The sequence below is a fragment of the Yersinia enterocolitica genome (assembly GCA_002082245.2).
GTDB classification, from domain to species: Bacteria; Pseudomonadota; Gammaproteobacteria; order Enterobacterales; family Enterobacteriaceae; genus Yersinia; species Yersinia enterocolitica_E.
In genome coordinates this window covers 2,874,128-2,890,113 of the sequence record NBTC02000002.1, presented here as the reverse complement: position 1 = coordinate 2,890,113, position 15,986 = coordinate 2,874,128, and the positions used below count along the sequence as shown (strand labels likewise).

Here is a 15,986-nt window from a genome sequence, read left to right as displayed (position 1 = left end):
CAGGAGAGAAGATGAACCGATTTGTAATCGCCGATATGACGCAGTGCATTGGTTGCCGCACCTGTGAAATTGCCTGTGTGGTGGCGCACAGCCCCGATAATAACGCCAGCACCATTACGCCAGAGCAGTTCCATCCGCGCTTGAGCGTAATGAAAAGCTTTGCCGTCAGCACCCCAATCTTGTGTCATCAATGTGAGGATGCGCCCTGCGAGAACTCCTGCCCGAACGGTGCCATTGTCACAGGCATTCATGGGGTTCAGGTAATGGCATCTCGCTGTATTGGCTGCAAAACCTGCATGTTGGTCTGCCCATTCGGGGCGATGAATATGGTTGAGCAGCCAAGCCATGACTCAATGGTACGGGCGCAAGCGCATAAATGTGATTTATGCCATTCCCGTGAGGCAGGCCCAGCCTGTATAGAAGTCTGCCCAACCAACGCATTGAAATTGGTGACGCCGATGGCGTTGGAAACGCTACAGCGGGACAGGCAATTGCGCGCTGCTCGTGGTGCTGCGCCGGGTATCGTCCGGTAACCTTTGTGGTCATAAGGATAATAAAATGGAAAAGATCCTCACGGTCTGCCCTTATTGCGGTTCTGGATGCAAATTAAACTTATTGGTTGAGGATGGCGAAATTGTTGGCGCCCAGCCGGCCAATGGTGTCACAAATCAGGGGGAGTTATGCCTGAAAGGTTACTATGGCTGGGATTTCCTCAACGATACCCGGTTGCTAACCCCACGACTGACCGCGCCATTATTACGGCATAAGCGGGGTGAGGCATTTCAGCGTGTGAGCTGGCAGGAAGCCATTGCCTTTATTACCACCAAACTCAAAGCAATAAAAAAGCGCCATGGTGCGGATGCCATCATGATGACTGGCTCCTCAAGGGGGCCGGGCAATGAGGCCAACTATGTGATGCAGAAGTTTGCACGTGCCGCCATCGGCACCAACAATATCGATTGTTGCGCTCGACTGTGTCATGGCCCCTCGGTAGCAGGATTGCAGCAAACACTGGGCAATGGGGCGATGAGTAACTCGATTGGTGAGATTGAAAATACCGACTGTGTGTTGGTGTTTGGTTATAACGCGGCTGACTCTCACCCGATTGTTGCCAGACGGATCCTCAAGGCCAAAAACAAGGGAGCCAAACTGATCGTTTGCGATCCGCGACATATTGAAACTGCCCGTATTGCTGATCAATGGTTGGCACTGAAAAATGGCGCGAATATGGCACTGGTGAATGCCTTTATCTATGTGCTGATTGAAGAAAAACTGTACGACGCTAATTATGTTCGTGCACATACGCGCGGCTTTGAAGAACTGCAAGCTGGAGTGGCAGATTACCGCCCAGAGGATGTTGAACACATTACTGGCTTGCCGGCACAAGCGGTACGACAGGCCATGCGCACTTATGCTGCCGCTCCGGCGGCCACTATCTTGTGGGGCATGGGCGTCACCCAATGGGGGCAGGCGGTCGATGTGGTTAAGGGCTTGTCTTCGCTGGCGTTATTAACCGGTAATCTGGGGCGGCCAAATGTTGGCGTCGGGCCGGTACGCGGCCAAAATAATGTGCAGGGCGCGTGTGATATGGGCGTGCTGCCCAATACCTTCCCCGGTTATGAGAAAGTGACTGATGATGAAGCCAGAAGCCGCTTCGCTGCTGCCTGGGGAGTGCCTGAGTTACCCGCGCATATCGGTTACTCGATTACCGATGTGCCGCATAAAGTTGCAGAAGGCAAGTTGAAAGCCTATTACGTGTTTGGTGAAGATCCAATCCAGACCGAACCTGATTTGGCTGCAATGCGCGCCGCGTTCGAGGCATTAGAGCTGGTGGTGGTGCAGGATATCTTTATGACTAAAACCGCCGAATTGGCGGATGTGGTACTCCCAGCGACCTCGTGGGGTGAACATGAAGGGGTTTATACCAGCGCCGATCGTGGCTTCCAGCATTTTAACAAAGCCATCGAGCCGAAAGGCGATGTGAAGCCTGACTGGGAAATAATTAGCCTGATATCCACGGCAATGGGTTACCCAATGGCGTATCAAAATACTCGCCAAATTTGGGATGAAATGCGCAACCTGTGCCCACCGTTCTATGGTGCAACCTACGAGAAAATGGCCGGTTTGGGTTATGTCCAATGGCCTTGCCCGACAGAAGATCACCCCGGCACGCCGTATCTCTATACTGATAGCCAGTTTGCTACTGAGGACGGTAAAGGCTTACTCAGTTGTGCACCATGGCAACCGCCCCATGAGCAGACTAACCCTGATTACCCACTGGCACTTTGCACCGTGCGGGAGGTGGGCCACTACAGTTGCCGCTCGATGACCGGTAACTGCGCTACATTGAAGATTCTGGCAGATGAGCCTGGCTATGTACAAATACACCCAGAGGATGCCAGCCAGCTCGGTGTGGTTGATCAGGCACTGATCTGGATCTCCTCGCGGCGTGGCAAAGTGATCGCTCGTGCCAGTGTTACCGATCGAGCCAACCTAGGGGCGGTGTATATGACCTATCAGTGGTGGATTGGTGCTTGTAATGAGTTGACGGTGGATCATGTTGATCCGGTGTCAAAAACACCGGAATTCAAGCATTGTGCCGTTAAGGTTGAGGCGATTAGTGATCAAAACGCGGCGGAGCACTATGTTGAGCAACAATATAGCCAGATGAAAAAGCGCTTATCCGATGCGGCTACCGTGCAGTAATTGATAACCTACCGCGCCAGACCATTCGCATGGTTTAGCGCGGCATGGTTTGCTGCAAATGTGCTAAGAACTCAGCGGCGTTCATAAAACCGGTCACTCTGGCGGCGGGAACTTCTTTACCCTGCGCATCAAAAAATAGAATAGTCGGTAAGCCCAATACCTTGAGTTCTTTCAACATCGCCGCATGTTCGGCGCTGTTGCTAGTGACATCAGCCTGAATGAGCACAGTATCCGCGAGCTGGCGCTGAACATAGCTATCACTGAAGGTATATTTCTCAAACTCTTTACAGGCCACGCACCAGTCGGCATACAGATCCAGCATCACCGGCTTGCCCTGCGCTTGCGCTAATGCAGCCTGTAATTGCGGCAAATTAGCCACTGGCTGGAAGGTTAAGTGTTTGATTTCAATCTGCTGTGTGTTGCCATTAAAAGCCCAATCCTGTAACGGGCGGGCAGCGATTAACAGTGCTGCCAATAGCAACAACTGTAAGGCCCGCGCCCAGCCAGAATGAGCTTTAAGGCTGAGTACAAATGCCCAGCCGAAGAAGGCGATGGCCAGCAGGCTCCATAAACGCAAGCCCCAGACATCACCCAGTACTCTTTCCAGCAGAAATACCGGCAGCGCCAGAATCACAAAGCCGAAAGCTTCTTTGACATATTGCATCCATGGGCCGCTACGTGGGATCAGCTTGTTGCCAAACAGCGTTACAACTACCAGTGGAATACCCATACCTAACGCATACAAATACAACGTACCGCCACCGGCCAGCATATTTCCGCTTTGCGCGATATACAGCAAAATGGCGCTGAGGGGCGCGGTGGTGCACGGCGAGCAAATCAGGCCCGCCAGTGCGCCCATGGCAAAGACACCGGCCAGCGAGCCGCCACGTTGGCTGCTACTCCACTGCACCAACCGGGTTTGCAGTGACGAGGGCAGTTGCAGCGAATAGAGGCCAAACATCGATAGCGCCAATAATACGAACAGCACCGATAGCCCAATCAACACATACGGGTGTTGCAGCGCGGCCTGAAATTGTAAGCCAGCCGCCGCCACCACCAAACCGAGCAAGGTATAGGTCAACGCCATGCCCTGCACGTACACCACCGCCAGTATCAATATTCGCCGCTGGCTGTGGGGCTTTTCACGGCCAAGAATAATGGCGGAAATCAGCGGATACATTGGCAATACGCAGGGGGTAAAGGCGATGCCGATACCAATTAACAGCGCCCATAGTGGTGAGAAGGGTAATTCAGCCGGTGTGGGCGCGCTTTCTTGGAGGGGCTGTGCCGTGCCCTGTGGGTTAACGGCGGGGGTTGCAGAGCTTGCGATAACGGCATTAAGCGGCACCACCCGCACTTCTGGCGGGTAACAGAAACCAGCTTCGGCGCAGCCCTGATAGGTGACACTGACACTCGCGCCTTCCGCAGCCTGCGAAATCGGGATTTTCAGCACGAGCTGCTGTTTGAAAATCGCCACTTCACCGTAGAACTCATCATGATGCGCAATACCCTCTGGCAGAGTAAATTCCCCGAGAGTGGCGTGCTGTGGCACAATTTTTATTTGCTGGCGATACAGATAATAATCGGGATGAATCTGCCAACTCAGTGTGAGCTGGTCACCTTGTTGGCGAAAATCAAAGGCAAACGCCCTATCGACCGGAAGAAACCGGCTCTGGCTGCTTTTTTGGCCAAGAGGGGAGCTCTCACCAAATAGTGAAGCCTGTGCGCTGTGCGGTGCGAGTAAAGCACTGCACAGCAGCAGAATCAGAGTAATGAAGCGTTGAGCCATGACAGGTAATCTTTATCTCCGCCCTGTACCGGTAACACCAGTAATTCTGGCGTCTGGTAGGGGTGATGTTGTTTGATGTAACTGAGAAGGGCTTGCTGATGATCTGTATCGCTCTTAAACAAGAGTTGTACTTCATACTCTTGCTGGAGCTTACCTTCCCAGTAGTAAATCGAGGTTGCACCGGGCAACAGCGTGGCACAGGCGGCCAATTTCTCACCCAGAACCTGCGCGGCTAAATCTTGCGCGCTGGCTTCATCAGGGGCGGTGCACAATACCACAATTGCATCACAATCAGACATCTTAACCTCATCGGTCGCGTGGCTTATATGACGAAGCGGAGCGTAACGTGCTGAATATACGCGTTACCTGAATACTTGCCTGGATACTATAGCGCGAAGCGTGGGCAGGTCAGAAGATGATTTATGTAACAGTGAGATGGATTCGATGAAAGTTGCCAATGAGCGTTGTAGAGGAAAATTGTTGATGTGAGTGGGGCGCAAATGAATTGCGCCCCAAAACGCTTACAGAACCAGACTGCCCATCACAAAACCGAAGCAAACGGCCAGCGCCACCCCGATGGTGCCAGGGATGAAGAATGGATGGTTAAACACGAAACGACCAATACGCGTGGTACCAGTGTCATCCATTTGTACCGCGGCTACCAATGTTGGGTAGGTTGGCAGAATAAACAGACCAGACACCGCCGCGAAAGAAGCAATGGCTGCCAGTGGTGACACGTTCAGGGCCATTGCCATTGGCATCAACGCCTTGGCAGTTGCAGCCTGAGAGTACAACAGTGCAGAACAGAAGAAGAAGATAACGGCCAGTAACCATGAGTGGGCCTGAATCAGGCTACCCGCAGTTTCTTTAATCCACTCAAGGTTGTGCTGTACAAAGGTATCACCTAACCAGGCTACACCCAGGATACAGATACAGGCACTCATACCGGCTTTGAAGGTGCTGGAGTTCAGGATTGAATCGGTATCAACCGAGCATACCAGCGTAGTGATAGTTGCCACACTCAGCATGATGATCAGGATGGCGTTAGTGGTATTCATCAGCGGAGTTGCAACCAGACCGACACTTGGGCTGTTGATAATCGCATAGGCAACCACACAAAGAACGCCGGCCAGGAACAGCAGCACTGACGTTTTAGCCCGTGGCTTGATCACTTTTACAGTGTCGCCGCGCAGTGTTACTAAGCCTTCTTCCAAGCGTTTGATATAGATAGGGTCATCAGACAGTTTGGAGTTAAAGCACAAGGATACGATCAGCGACATCACCAGCACCGCACACAGGGTAGAGGGGATGACTATCATCAGCAGATGCAGATAGCTAACGCCATGACCTTCCATAACGGAAGACATGTAAACCACTGCCGCGGAAATCGGTGAGGCAGTAATGGCTATCTGTGCGGAGACCACTGCTGTGGACAGAGGGCGGCAAGGTTTAATGCCTTGCTCTTTCGCCACTTCTGCAATCACGGGCAGTGCTGAAAGAGAAATGTTACCTGTCCCGGCAAAGATGGTCAGAAAATAAGTGACCAGCGGAGCAAGAATGGTGATGTGTTTTGGATTCTTACGCAGTAACTTTTCAGTTTGCTGTACCAGATAATCCATACCGCCCGCTACCTGCATCGCAGAGATTGCAGCAATAACGGCCATAATAATTGAGATAACATCGAACGGAATGCTACCGGGTTTAACGCCAATCATGGCTAAAACCAAAACACCGATGCCGCCTGCAAAACCGATACCGATACCACCTAATCTGGCCCCTAAAAAAATGGCCAGTAGGACGATGACTAACTCTACGGCTATCATAGTGTTTACTCCTTGATCCAAATGAAAAATTAAAGTTAAAAAATTGTGTTTGCCAGAAAGTAAAAAGGCACGCCGTCCAGAGGAGCATGCGTGCCTTTCAGGGCTACCGGATGATTATTTTATTGTTCATTTTCATCGGTATAACGTTTCGCTTTATAAGCCGGATGCATCAGGTTTTCAACAGAGAAAATGTCGTCCAGCTCAGCTTCAGTCAACAAGCCGCGTTCTAGAACAACTTCCCGCACATTTTTACCGGTTTCTGCACAGATTTTACCCACGATGTCACCATTATGGTGGCCAATGAATGGGTTGAGATAGGTGACGATACCGATGGAGTTAAAGACGTAACGTTCGCAGACCTCTTTGTTGGCAGTAATACCGTTAATGCATTTTTCCAACAGGTTATAACAGGCGTTTGTCAGGATATGGATAGACTCAAACATAGCCTGACCAATCACTGGCTCCATAACGTTCAACTGGAGTTGGCCTGCTTCGGCCGCCATAGTAATGCAAGTGTCGTTACCGATCACCTTAAAACAAACCTGGTTAACGACTTCAGGGATAACCGGGTTAACTTTGGCCGGCATGATTGAAGAACCTGCCTGTAATTCTGGCAGATTGATTTCATTCAGACCAGTACGTGGGCCAGATGACAGCAAACGTAAGTCGTTGCAGATTTTTGACATCTTAACGGCCAGGCGTTTTAGCGCACTGTGCACCATCACGTAAGCGCCACAGTCAGAAGTAGCTTCGATCAGGTCTTCCGCCGGAACACAAGCCAAACCACTGATTTCAGATAATTTCTGTATTGCTAACTGTGAGTAGCCTTCTGGTGTGTTCAGCGCAGTACCGATAGCGGTGGCACCCAGGTTAACTTCCAGCAGCAATTCTGCGGTACGTTGCAGGTTCTTGGTTTCTTCTTTTAATAAGATAGCAAAGGCTTTGAATTCCTGACCCAGCGTCATTGGCACCGCATCCTGTAACTGAGTACGGCCCATTTTCAGGATTTTTTCGAATTCTTTGGATTTTCTTTCGAAACCTTCTTTTAACTGATCAATCGCCTCGATCAACTTCATGATGGAAGTATAAACCGCAATGCGGAAACCGGTTGGGTAGGCATCGTTGGTGGATTGGCATTTGTTCAGATGGTCGTTAGGGTTAAGGTATTGATACTCTCCCTTCTGGTAGCCCATCAGCTCCAGACCGATATTGGCCAGAACTTCGTTGGTGTTCATGTTTAAAGAGGTACCGGCGCCGCCTTGGAACACGTCAACCGGGAACTGATCCATACACTTCCCTTTATCCAGAACTTCATCACATGCCTGAATAATGATATCCGCGATTTTGCGTGGAATAGTGTGTAGCTCTTTGTTCGCCATTGCCGCTGCTTTTTTTACCATGACCATGCCGCGTACAAACTCTGGAACATCACTGATTTTGCTGTTACTGATATAGAAGTTTTCAATCGCACGCAGGGTATGAACACCGTAGTAAGCCTCTGCGGGGACTTCTCGTGTACCTAACAGGTCTTCTTCAATACGAATGTTATTTGACATGAGAACCTTCTCTATTGTGCTGTCTTGTTTTGTATTTGTTAATTTAATAATGCCGCCGTGAGCAATATGATGCCGCTATGAACCTTTAGTGCGGAAAGATTAACCACTCATCTTCTTGCTGACAGGATCATATGCTGCTTAGCGACAAAAAGCCTTGAACTGAGATCACTATATGGTCGGAATTAATCGAGATGATCTGATATCTGTGATTCTTCTCACAGTTAGATTAATTAGTAATAAAAGTATGGCTGCAACTTGAAAATAGAGCCAACCATCACCATTTTACTGTAGTCGACCCACGTTGAAGGGGGAGCTGACGCTGCAATCCGCTAATCGAGGGGAAATGGCGTGTTAGCATCAGCCGGGTCAAGGTTTTCATGGTATCTGTCAGGCAGGTTTACCTGATGAGGGATACTGAATGATTGGAATAAGGAGAATGCGGTGCGTTGGTTACCGTTAGCGCTGATATTTTTATTGGCATATATAGAAATATCGATATTTATCAAGGTTGCAGCTGTATTGGGTGTGTTGGTTACCCTGCTGTTGGTGATCCTTAGCTCCTGTGTGGGGATCTCTCTGGTGCGTAACCAGGGGATAAAAACCTTTATGCAGATGCAGCAAAAACTGGCTGCCGGGGAAAGCCCGGCGGCGGAGATGGTTAAAAGTGTGTCGCTGATCTTGGCTGGCTTCTTGCTGTTGATCCCCGGCTTCTTCACCGACTTCCTCGGTTTGTTGCTGCTATTACCACCGATTCAAAAATCGTTAACGCTAAAACTGATGCCACATCTGAATATTTATCGTGGTGGCGGTTTTACTCACAATGGTACTGGCCCAATGGGCGGTGGCAATACCTTTGATGGTGAGTTTCAGCGCAAAGCTGATGACCACTTCACCGTAGAGCATCATCCCGATGAGGATGATAAACCTACAGATAATCGTTTCAAAGATGAGAAGTAAGTTGTGGGCTTATTCTAATAGCCTGTTTATTAATCATAAATTTATAAAGTAAATCACAGGGCTTTCTGTGGTGGGTAGGCCACCTGGGGATGAGAATCTTCCTGCTCAGGGTGAAAAAAAGTGAAATTTTTTTTGTCGTCTCCCTTGAAGGGATGAGAGGCTGCCCCCACTTAGAATGTCACGGTATCGGTTATGAAGGCATACCGATATTAATCCTAAATCTGATACGGACCTTCTCATAGGAGAGCTATCAATGAAAATTCGTCCATTGCATGACCGCGTTATCGTCAAGCGCAAAGAAGTTGAATCCAAATCTGCTGGCGGCATCGTTCTGACTGGCACTGCAGCGGGTAAATCTACTCGTGGTGAAGTACTGGCAGTCGGCAATGGTCGCATCCTGGATAACGGCGAAATCAAGCCGCTGGATGTGAAAGTAGGCGACGTCGTTATTTTCAACGATGGTTACGGCGTGAAGTCAGAGAAGATCGACCATGAAGAAGTGTTGATCATGTCCGAAAGCGACATTCTGGCAATTGTTGAAGCGTAATTCACGCTCTCTAATCTTCTGAACTGAACGAGTTAAGGGAAATACCAATGGCAGCTAAAGACGTAAAATTCGGTAACGACGCACGCATCAAAATGCTACGCGGCGTAAACATCCTTGCTGATGCAGTGAAAGTGACCCTAGGCCCGAAAGGCCGTAACGTAGTTCTGGACAAGTCTTTTGGCTCTCCAACTATCACCAAAGATGGTGTTTCAGTTGCGCGTGAGATCGAACTGGAAGACAAGTTTGAGAACATGGGTGCACAGATGGTTAAAGAAGTTGCCTCTAAAGCGAATGACGCTGCGGGTGACGGTACCACTACTGCAACTGTATTGGCTCAATCCATTATCACTGAAGGCCTGAAAGCAGTTGCGGCCGGCATGAACCCAATGGACCTGAAGCGCGGTATCGACAAAGCAGTTATCGCTGCTGTTGAAGAGCTGAAAAAACTGTCTGTACCTTGCTCTGATTCTAAAGCTATCGCTCAGGTAGGGACTATCTCTGCCAACTCTGACTCCACCGTAGGTGAGCTTATCGCTCAAGCGATGGAAAAGGTCGGTAAAGAAGGCGTTATCACCGTTGAAGAAGGTTCAGGCCTGCAAGACGAGCTGGACGTAGTTGAAGGTATGCAGTTTGACCGTGGTTACCTGTCTCCTTACTTCATCAATAAACCAGAAACCGGTTCTATTGAACTTGAAAGCCCATTCATCCTGCTGGCTGACAAGAAAATCTCTAACATCCGTGAAATGCTGCCAGTGCTGGAAGCGGTAGCGAAAGCCGGTAAACCACTGCTGATTGTCGCAGAAGACGTTGAAGGCGAAGCCCTGGCGACCCTGGTGGTTAACACCATGCGCGGTATTGTTAAAGTTGCAGCGGTTAAAGCACCTGGCTTCGGCGACCGTCGTAAAGCTATGCTGCAAGACATCGCGACACTGACTGGTGGTACTGTTATCTCTGAAGAGATCGGTCTGGAACTGGAAAAAACCACTCTGGAAGATCTGGGTCAGGCAAAACGCGTTGTTATCAATAAAGATACCACTATCATTATCGATGGCGTAGGCGACGAAGCGTCAATCCAGGGTCGTGTTACTCAGATCCGTCAGCAAATTGAAGATGCGACTTCTGACTACGACAAAGAAAAACTGCAAGAGCGTGTCGCTAAACTGGCTGGCGGCGTTGCCGTTATCAAAGTTGGTGCCGCAACTGAAGTTGAAATGAAAGAGAAGAAAGCACGCGTTGAAGATGCTCTGCACGCAACCCGTGCGGCAGTAGAAGAAGGCGTAGTGGCTGGTGGTGGTGTTGCACTGATTCGTGCTGCATCTGCTATCACTAAATCGGGTCTGAAAGGTGATAACGAAGACCAGAACGTCGGTATCAAAGTTGCTCTGCGTGCGATGGAATCTCCACTGCGTCAGATCGTGGTTAACGCCGGTGAAGAAGCCTCTGTTATCGCGAACAACGTTAAAGCGGGTTCAGGCAGCTACGGCTACAACGCTTATACCGAAGAATACGGTGACATGATCGCGATGGGTATCTTGGATCCAACTAAAGTGACTCGTTCTGCTCTGCAGTACGCAGCCTCTATTGCTGGTCTGATGATCACTACCGAGTGCATGATCACTGACCTGCCACGTGATGACAAAGGCGGTGATATGGGCGCTGGCGGCATGGGTGGTATGGGCGGCATGGGCGGCATGATGTAATGCTGCCAACCTTTGAGCTGCCATTAGATTGGTAGCAAAAGGGACAAGCTGTTGATGAAAGCGAGTGGGGTGACCTGCTCGCTTTTGTTTTATCTATTGCCACCAAAATCTGCCATAACGCTACTCCGTGTTATCCTATACTCAGTCTTTTCTGGTTCAAATTTCGTAACCAACCATCATAAAAGCGGTTTTATTTCATTCAGTGTGATGATTGCAGGACTTTTTTTAGTCGTGGCAGTAATTTAATGTGTAAACTGTTAATCATTAACCATCAGGCTCGACATCGAGTATTTGGATAATTTCGGCAACGGATGCCTAAGCGGCAGCGGTGCTTTCTGGTAATCTTTAGCGTGATTCTCAACTTCGAATGGGGAAAAAAATGCGGATTAAAGTGTTACTTGGCCTTTCAGCAGCGCTGTTGCTGGCGGGTTGTAGCTCCACTAACCAATTAAGTTCGGCGGGTGAGCAAGTGAAATTCTCTGATACGAAGCCTGGTGCTGAATGTCAGTTGGTCGGCCAGGTGGCTGGTACTCAGAGTAACTGGTTCTCAGGTGGTGGCGGTGAAAGCAGTTCTATGCGTGGGGCAGCAAATGACCTACGTAATAAAGCAGCAGCAATGGGCGGCAACGTAATTTACGGTGCTACCAGCCCGAGCGAAACCTTCTTATCAAGCTTTGCACCACTGGATAGCAAAATGGTTGGTGAAGTTTATAAGTGCCCTTGATAGCTCAAGCAAGAATTTAAATAAAGCAGGGGATGCCATGGCATCCCCTGCTTGTTACAGCCGTCATCTTTCTGGCTGCACTCGTTACTCGGCCCATTCATGGACCTCGCCTCTACAAAGCCGCTGCAAGCCGCGTTCAAATCTGCTCCCGGCAGATTTGTCACCCGAATTATTCATCCTGCATCAATCGGAGATCCAGCGGGGTCTTGCTCGGTTCACCGCCGATTTCCCGTGCTAAACGGGGAACCAAATAACCGGATACGCGGCTTAGCAGACCTTTCATTAATAGCCGTGCTTCGTCATCATCGACCATAAAGTGAGCCGCACCTTGCACTTTATCCAGTACATGAATGTAGTAAGGCAGAATACCAGCATCAAACAAGGCATTGCTTAATGTTGCCAATACCTCGGCATCATCATTGACCCCTCGCAACAGCACACTCTGATTTAAGAGGGTTACACCCGCCCGTTTGAGCTGTGCCATACTGTCCCGCAAAGGCTGATCGATTTCATTGGCGTGGTTTATATGTGTAACCATTAGCACTTGTAATCGAGTATCACCCAGCCGCTGGCATAGCGCCGCAGTGATACGGTCAGGGATAACCACCGGTAACCGGGTATGGATGCGTAAGCGTTTGATGTGAGATATGTTTTCCAGCTCATCCAGCAACCAACTGAGCTCGTGGTCTTTCGCCATAAGCGGGTCACCGCCGGAAAAGATGATCTCGTCTAGCTCTGGGTGCTGGCGGATATAATCCAGTGCCTGATGCCAATTGGCTTTGTTGCCTTGGTTATCCTGATAAGGGAAATGGCGGCGGAAACAATAGCGGCAATTGACGGCACAGCCGCCTTTTACCAGCAGCAGTGCGCGGTTGCGATACTTGTGCAACAAGCCGGGTACGACGCTGCGTTGTTCATCAAGCGGGTCATTGGTAAAACCGGGTACTGCGATAAACTCTTCGCGTGCGGTCAGCACCTGAAGCAATAATGGGTCAGACGGATCTCCCAGCCGCATACGCGCAACAAAAGCGCGAGGTACTCTGAGAGGGAATAAACGACGAGCCTCAATACCTTGTTGCAGGTTGGGGTGTTCATTTAAGGAAAGAATTCTTAGCAATTCGGCCGGATCAGTAATTACATCGGCGAGTTGTTGCAACCAATCTTCTCTAATTGGCATGTTTCGGGTTACAATACTTGCCATTTTTTAGGCTTAACTACCAGTTTCTTGAGGACCATTATGGCCACTTATTATAGCAACGATTTTCGTCCCGGTCTTAAAATCATGTTCGAGGGCGAGCCTTATGCAGTTGAAGCCAGCGAGTTCGTAAAACCAGGCAAAGGCCAAGCTTTTGCTCGTGTTAAGATGCGCCGCCTGCTGACCGGTTCACGCGTTGAAAAAACCTTTAAATCTACCGACTCAGCCGAAGGCGCAGACGTTAACGATTTGAACCTGACTTACCTGTACAACGACGGTGAGTTCTGGCACTTCATGAATAACGAGACTTACGAGCAGTTGCAAGCTGATGCCAAAGCCATTGGCGATAACGACAAATGGCTGATTGATCAGGCTGAATGTATCGTGACTCTGTGGAATGGTCAGCCTATCGCTGTCAGCCCACCAAACTTTGTTGAACTCGAAATCACTGACACTGACCCAGGTCTAAAAGGTGACACTGCCGGTACCGGTGGTAAGCCTGCAACTCTGAGTACCGGTGCCGTGGTCAAAGTGCCATTATTCGTACAGGTTGGCGAAGTTATCAAAGTTGATACCCGCTCTGGCGAATATGTTTCTCGCGTTAAGTAAGTCTTAATAAATAAGATGCGCTGGGAATGAAAGAAAACCGCTTAAACGCGGTTTTCTGCTATCTGGGCCTGTCGGATGTGGGTTTTATCGATAGCGCACTGTAGTGCTGTTAATTGAGTCGGAAAAAGTGCAATGCTGTTTTTTTGACTATCCTTATAAGGTGAGTAAGCCAAATGCCCTATAAGGAACCTTTATAATGTTAAAGAAAAGCATCGCCATTATTTTTTCATTGTTGGTTATCTCTTCATTGAGCGCCTGCAACACCACGAAAGGTGTTGGCAAAGATGTTCAAAGTGCAGGTAGTGCGATTGAACGTAGCGCTGAATAAACGTCTGTTTATATTCTTATCGGCGGCGATTGCCGCCGGATTTGTTTTTGATCGGCCATAATATTGCTGCTTATTATTTAGCGTGATAACGTATCCCTCTTACCTTTATGCTGTTCGGGACGACCTGGGCACGCATCTGTTTTTCGGGGACGACCCCGCCTGAGCGAGGTGGTTACCATGGCTTGGATTATTCTGGTTATTGCTGGTTTATTAGAAGTTATTTGGGCTATTGGCCTGAAGTATTCTCATGGTTTTACGCGGCTGACCCCCAGTGTTATCACTCTGGTAGCGATGGCGGTCAGTGTCTTTTTGTTGGCCTATGCCATGAAAACGTTACCAGCAGGCACGGCCTATGCGGTTTGGACCGGTATTGGTGCGGTAGGTACTGCTATTTTAGGTATTGCCCTGCTTGGGGAGTCTGCCAGTTTGGCGCGGGTGTTTAGCTTGGGGCTAATTTTAGCTGGAATTATCGGCTTGAAGTTGGCGTCATAACAAGGGATTTCCTTTAGCGCTCGCGGAATGAACAGCAGATCGGGTTATAGTTCGATCTGCTGTTACAGATTGAAGGCTAAAACACAGCATTATTACTTTTTAATCTCTGCGCTCGGCCCTTCCTGCTTAACCCATATCAACTTATCAACCGGGAAACCATAATTCCTCGCTACGGCAACCAAACGATCGCGGGTCTGAGTATCGATCGTTGGCGTACGGGATAAAATCCACAAATAATCCCGATTAGGGCCGGCAATTAAGGCATGCTGATATTTATCATCTAAATCAATGACATTATAGCCACCATAGAAAGGCCCAAAGAATGACACTTTAAGCGAGGCTTGTTGGGGGGAACCAATAAAATAGGCTTTGCCGATACTCTCCTGCCATTGCTGCTTCTGCGGGTTATAACCCCGGTTAATGACTTTTACACCACCATCATCTCGTGGCGTGTAATTAGCGCTGACCCTCTCCAATCCACGTTCAAAAGAGTGGTCCAACCGGGCTATTTCATACCAGGTGCCGAGGTAGCGAGGGAGTTGGAAGTTATCAACCACTTTCACGTCTTTAGGCGGGGTCACGCTACAGGCGACCGAGAGCAGAGTTGCAGTTAATACGGATAGTTTTGACCACAGGCGCATTGGCGTTCCTTAGTTTTCTGATAATTACTCTATGGTTGAGAATAGCTATCAGTTATCAGGGGCGCAAATAGATGAATCTGAGTTATTAGCTGAGTGCGGAAAAAAAACGGCCCGCTAAAGAGCAGGCCGCAGATTAGGCATGAATAATTACAGCGTCAGGACACCGATGATAGTGACCACACTCAGAATGGCTGCCAGACCATAGAATACCCATTTCCCGGCAGGGACATGGATTTTCAAATCATGCATGGCGTGATGGATACGGTGTAAACCGCACCACAGTGGCAGAATAATCATCAGCAGCAGGAAGGTCCGCCCAATGAAACTCTGACAGAATGCCAGAATACGCTCATAACTCAACGCATCACCAGGGAAGGCACCCAGCGGCAGCAAAATGGCAACCAGCAGAATTACCGCCGGCGCAATAATTGCACTCCACATACCACCCGCGCCAAACAGACCCCAGAAGATAGGTTCATCGGAGCGTTTAGGGACTTGATTCATCTTGTTCTCCTCCGAGTTAGAGTAAGGCAACGGCCAGAATAATCGCGGTAGCCACGACAGTCACAACCCACAGTGCCTTGATAATTGGCTCTGGACCCATTTTTTCGCTATTAACGATAATATTGGCGGCTTTCGGTGCCAGTTCAAACCAGGTTTTGGTATGTAGCACAGCGGCCAATAACGTAATAATATTGATCAGTAACACCAGTGGGTTTTGCAGGAAACCAACGAAGCCTTCCCACCCCGCCGGGCCACTTTTCAACGCGAACACGCCGTAAATCAACAGAACACTGAACCATACTGTCGGAATCGATGTACCTTCGCGCACCATATAAAAGCGGTAGAAACCGAGCTTCTGCCACCAGTTTGGGGCCATGGTACGGACATAAGCTTTACGTTTAGTAGTCATTACTGT

18 protein-coding genes are annotated in these 15,986 nt (G+C 49.3%); 9 read left to right on the top strand and 9 right to left on the bottom strand.

The genetic code is table 11. The features are described 5' to 3' along the window. The first annotated feature begins 11 nt into the window (after nt 1-11). Both A6J66_014710 and A6J66_014705 read left to right on the top strand, forming a co-directional pair. Entirely contained in the window at nt 12-533 is a 522-nt protein-coding gene (locus A6J66_014710; GenBank protein ID PNM25321.1) for a 4Fe-4S dicluster domain-containing protein, read from the top strand. A gap of 25 nt (nt 534-558) precedes the next feature. Then, a complete protein-coding gene (locus A6J66_014705) occupies nt 559-2,706 on the top strand; it encodes a formate dehydrogenase subunit alpha (protein ID PNM25320.1) in 2,148 nt (715 codons plus the stop codon). A 34-nt stretch (nt 2,707-2,740) separates the two neighbouring features. Here the strand turns inward: A6J66_014705 and dipZ are convergent, their stop codons facing one another. The 4 genes from dipZ to aspA all read right to left on the bottom strand — a co-directional run bounded on the left by dipZ (nt 2,741) and on the right by aspA (nt 7,874). Beyond that, nucleotides 2,741-4,495 (bottom strand): protein-disulfide reductase DsbD, encoded by a 1,755-nt coding sequence (gene dipZ / locus A6J66_014700; GenBank protein ID PNM25319.1) that lies wholly within the window; start codon nt 4,493-4,495, stop codon nt 2,741-2,743. After that, nucleotides 4,471-4,794, bottom strand: coding sequence for a divalent cation tolerance protein CutA (locus A6J66_014695; GenBank protein ID PNM25318.1), 324 nt, complete (start codon nt 4,792-4,794; stop codon nt 4,471-4,473). Before A6J66_014695 ends, dipZ begins: the two co-directional genes overlap by 25 nt. A 222-nt stretch (nt 4,795-5,016) precedes the next feature. Next, entirely contained in the window at nt 5,017-6,318 is a 1,302-nt protein-coding gene (locus A6J66_014690; protein PNM25317.1) for an anaerobic C4-dicarboxylate transporter, read from the bottom strand. A 119-nt stretch (nt 6,319-6,437) separates the two neighbouring features. Further along, a complete protein-coding gene (gene aspA / locus A6J66_014685; GenBank protein ID PNM25316.1) occupies nt 6,438-7,874 on the bottom strand; it encodes an aspartate ammonia-lyase in 1,437 nt (478 codons plus the stop codon). Between the two features lie 441 nt (nt 7,875-8,315). Here aspA and A6J66_014680 point away from each other — a divergent pair, with 441 nt between their 5' ends. From A6J66_014680 to A6J66_014665, 4 genes are all read left to right on the top strand, one after another. Beyond that, nucleotides 8,316-8,831 (top strand): membrane protein FxsA, encoded by a 516-nt coding sequence (locus A6J66_014680; protein ID PNM25315.1) that lies wholly within the window; start codon nt 8,316-8,318, stop codon nt 8,829-8,831. Between the two features lie 253 nt (nt 8,832-9,084). Further along, on the top strand, nt 9,085-9,378 hold the full coding sequence (gene groES / locus A6J66_014675) for a co-chaperone GroES (GenBank protein PNM25314.1): 294 nt from the start codon (nt 9,085-9,087) through the stop codon (nt 9,376-9,378). A 47-nt stretch (nt 9,379-9,425) separates the two neighbouring features. Next, a complete protein-coding gene (groL, locus tag A6J66_014670) occupies nt 9,426-11,078 on the top strand; it encodes a chaperonin GroEL (GenBank protein ID PNM25313.1) in 1,653 nt (550 codons plus the stop codon). Between the two features lie 379 nt (nt 11,079-11,457). Beyond that, nucleotides 11,458-11,802, top strand: coding sequence for a DUF4156 domain-containing protein (locus A6J66_014665; protein ID PNM25312.1), 345 nt, complete (start codon nt 11,458-11,460; stop codon nt 11,800-11,802). On the opposite strand, the gene A6J66_014660 is transcribed toward A6J66_014665, so the two are convergent. Both A6J66_014660 and epmB read right to left on the bottom strand, forming a co-directional pair. Continuing rightward, nucleotides 11,787-11,966, bottom strand: coding sequence for a hypothetical protein (locus tag A6J66_014660; GenBank protein PNM25311.1), 180 nt, complete (start codon nt 11,964-11,966; stop codon nt 11,787-11,789). The two genes, A6J66_014665 and A6J66_014660, sit on opposite strands and share 16 nt — an antisense overlap. Before the next feature lie 5 nt (nt 11,967-11,971). After that, nucleotides 11,972-13,003: an EF-P beta-lysylation protein EpmB gene (gene epmB / locus A6J66_014655; protein PNM25310.1), complete on the bottom strand. Its 1,032-nt coding sequence runs from the start codon at nt 13,001-13,003 to the stop codon at nt 11,972-11,974. A 36-nt stretch (nt 13,004-13,039) separates the two neighbouring features. Here epmB and efp point away from each other — a divergent pair, with 36 nt between their 5' ends. From efp to A6J66_014640, 3 genes are all read left to right on the top strand, one after another. Next, the gene (gene efp, locus A6J66_014650) at nt 13,040-13,606 is read left to right on the top strand and encodes an elongation factor P (GenBank protein ID PNM25309.1); all 567 of its coding nucleotides are present in this window, start codon (nt 13,040-13,042) and stop codon (nt 13,604-13,606) included. A 196-nt stretch (nt 13,607-13,802) separates the two neighbouring features. Then, complete coding sequence (locus A6J66_014645) at nt 13,803-13,934, top strand: entericidin, EcnA/B family (protein ID PNM25308.1); 132 nt, start codon at nt 13,803-13,805, stop codon at nt 13,932-13,934. Between the two features lie 177 nt (nt 13,935-14,111). Continuing rightward, nucleotides 14,112-14,426 (top strand): quaternary ammonium compound-resistance protein SugE, encoded by a 315-nt coding sequence (locus A6J66_014640; protein ID PNM25307.1) that lies wholly within the window; start codon nt 14,112-14,114, stop codon nt 14,424-14,426. 92 nt (nt 14,427-14,518) lie between these two features. Here A6J66_014640 and A6J66_014635 read toward each other — a convergent pair whose 3' ends face one another. The 3 genes from A6J66_014635 to A6J66_014625 all read right to left on the bottom strand — a co-directional run bounded on the left by A6J66_014635 (nt 14,519) and on the right by A6J66_014625 (nt 15,980). Next, nucleotides 14,519-15,067: a hypothetical protein gene (locus A6J66_014635; GenBank protein PNM25306.1), complete on the bottom strand. Its 549-nt coding sequence runs from the start codon at nt 15,065-15,067 to the stop codon at nt 14,519-14,521. Between the two features lie 147 nt (nt 15,068-15,214). Then, nucleotides 15,215-15,571, bottom strand: coding sequence for a fumarate reductase subunit FrdD (locus A6J66_014630; protein PNM25305.1), 357 nt, complete (start codon nt 15,569-15,571; stop codon nt 15,215-15,217). A gap of 16 nt (nt 15,572-15,587) precedes the next feature. Further along, entirely contained in the window at nt 15,588-15,980 is a 393-nt protein-coding gene (locus A6J66_014625; GenBank protein ID PNM25304.1) for a fumarate reductase subunit FrdC, read from the bottom strand. Between the last annotated feature and the right edge of the window lie 6 nt (nt 15,981-15,986).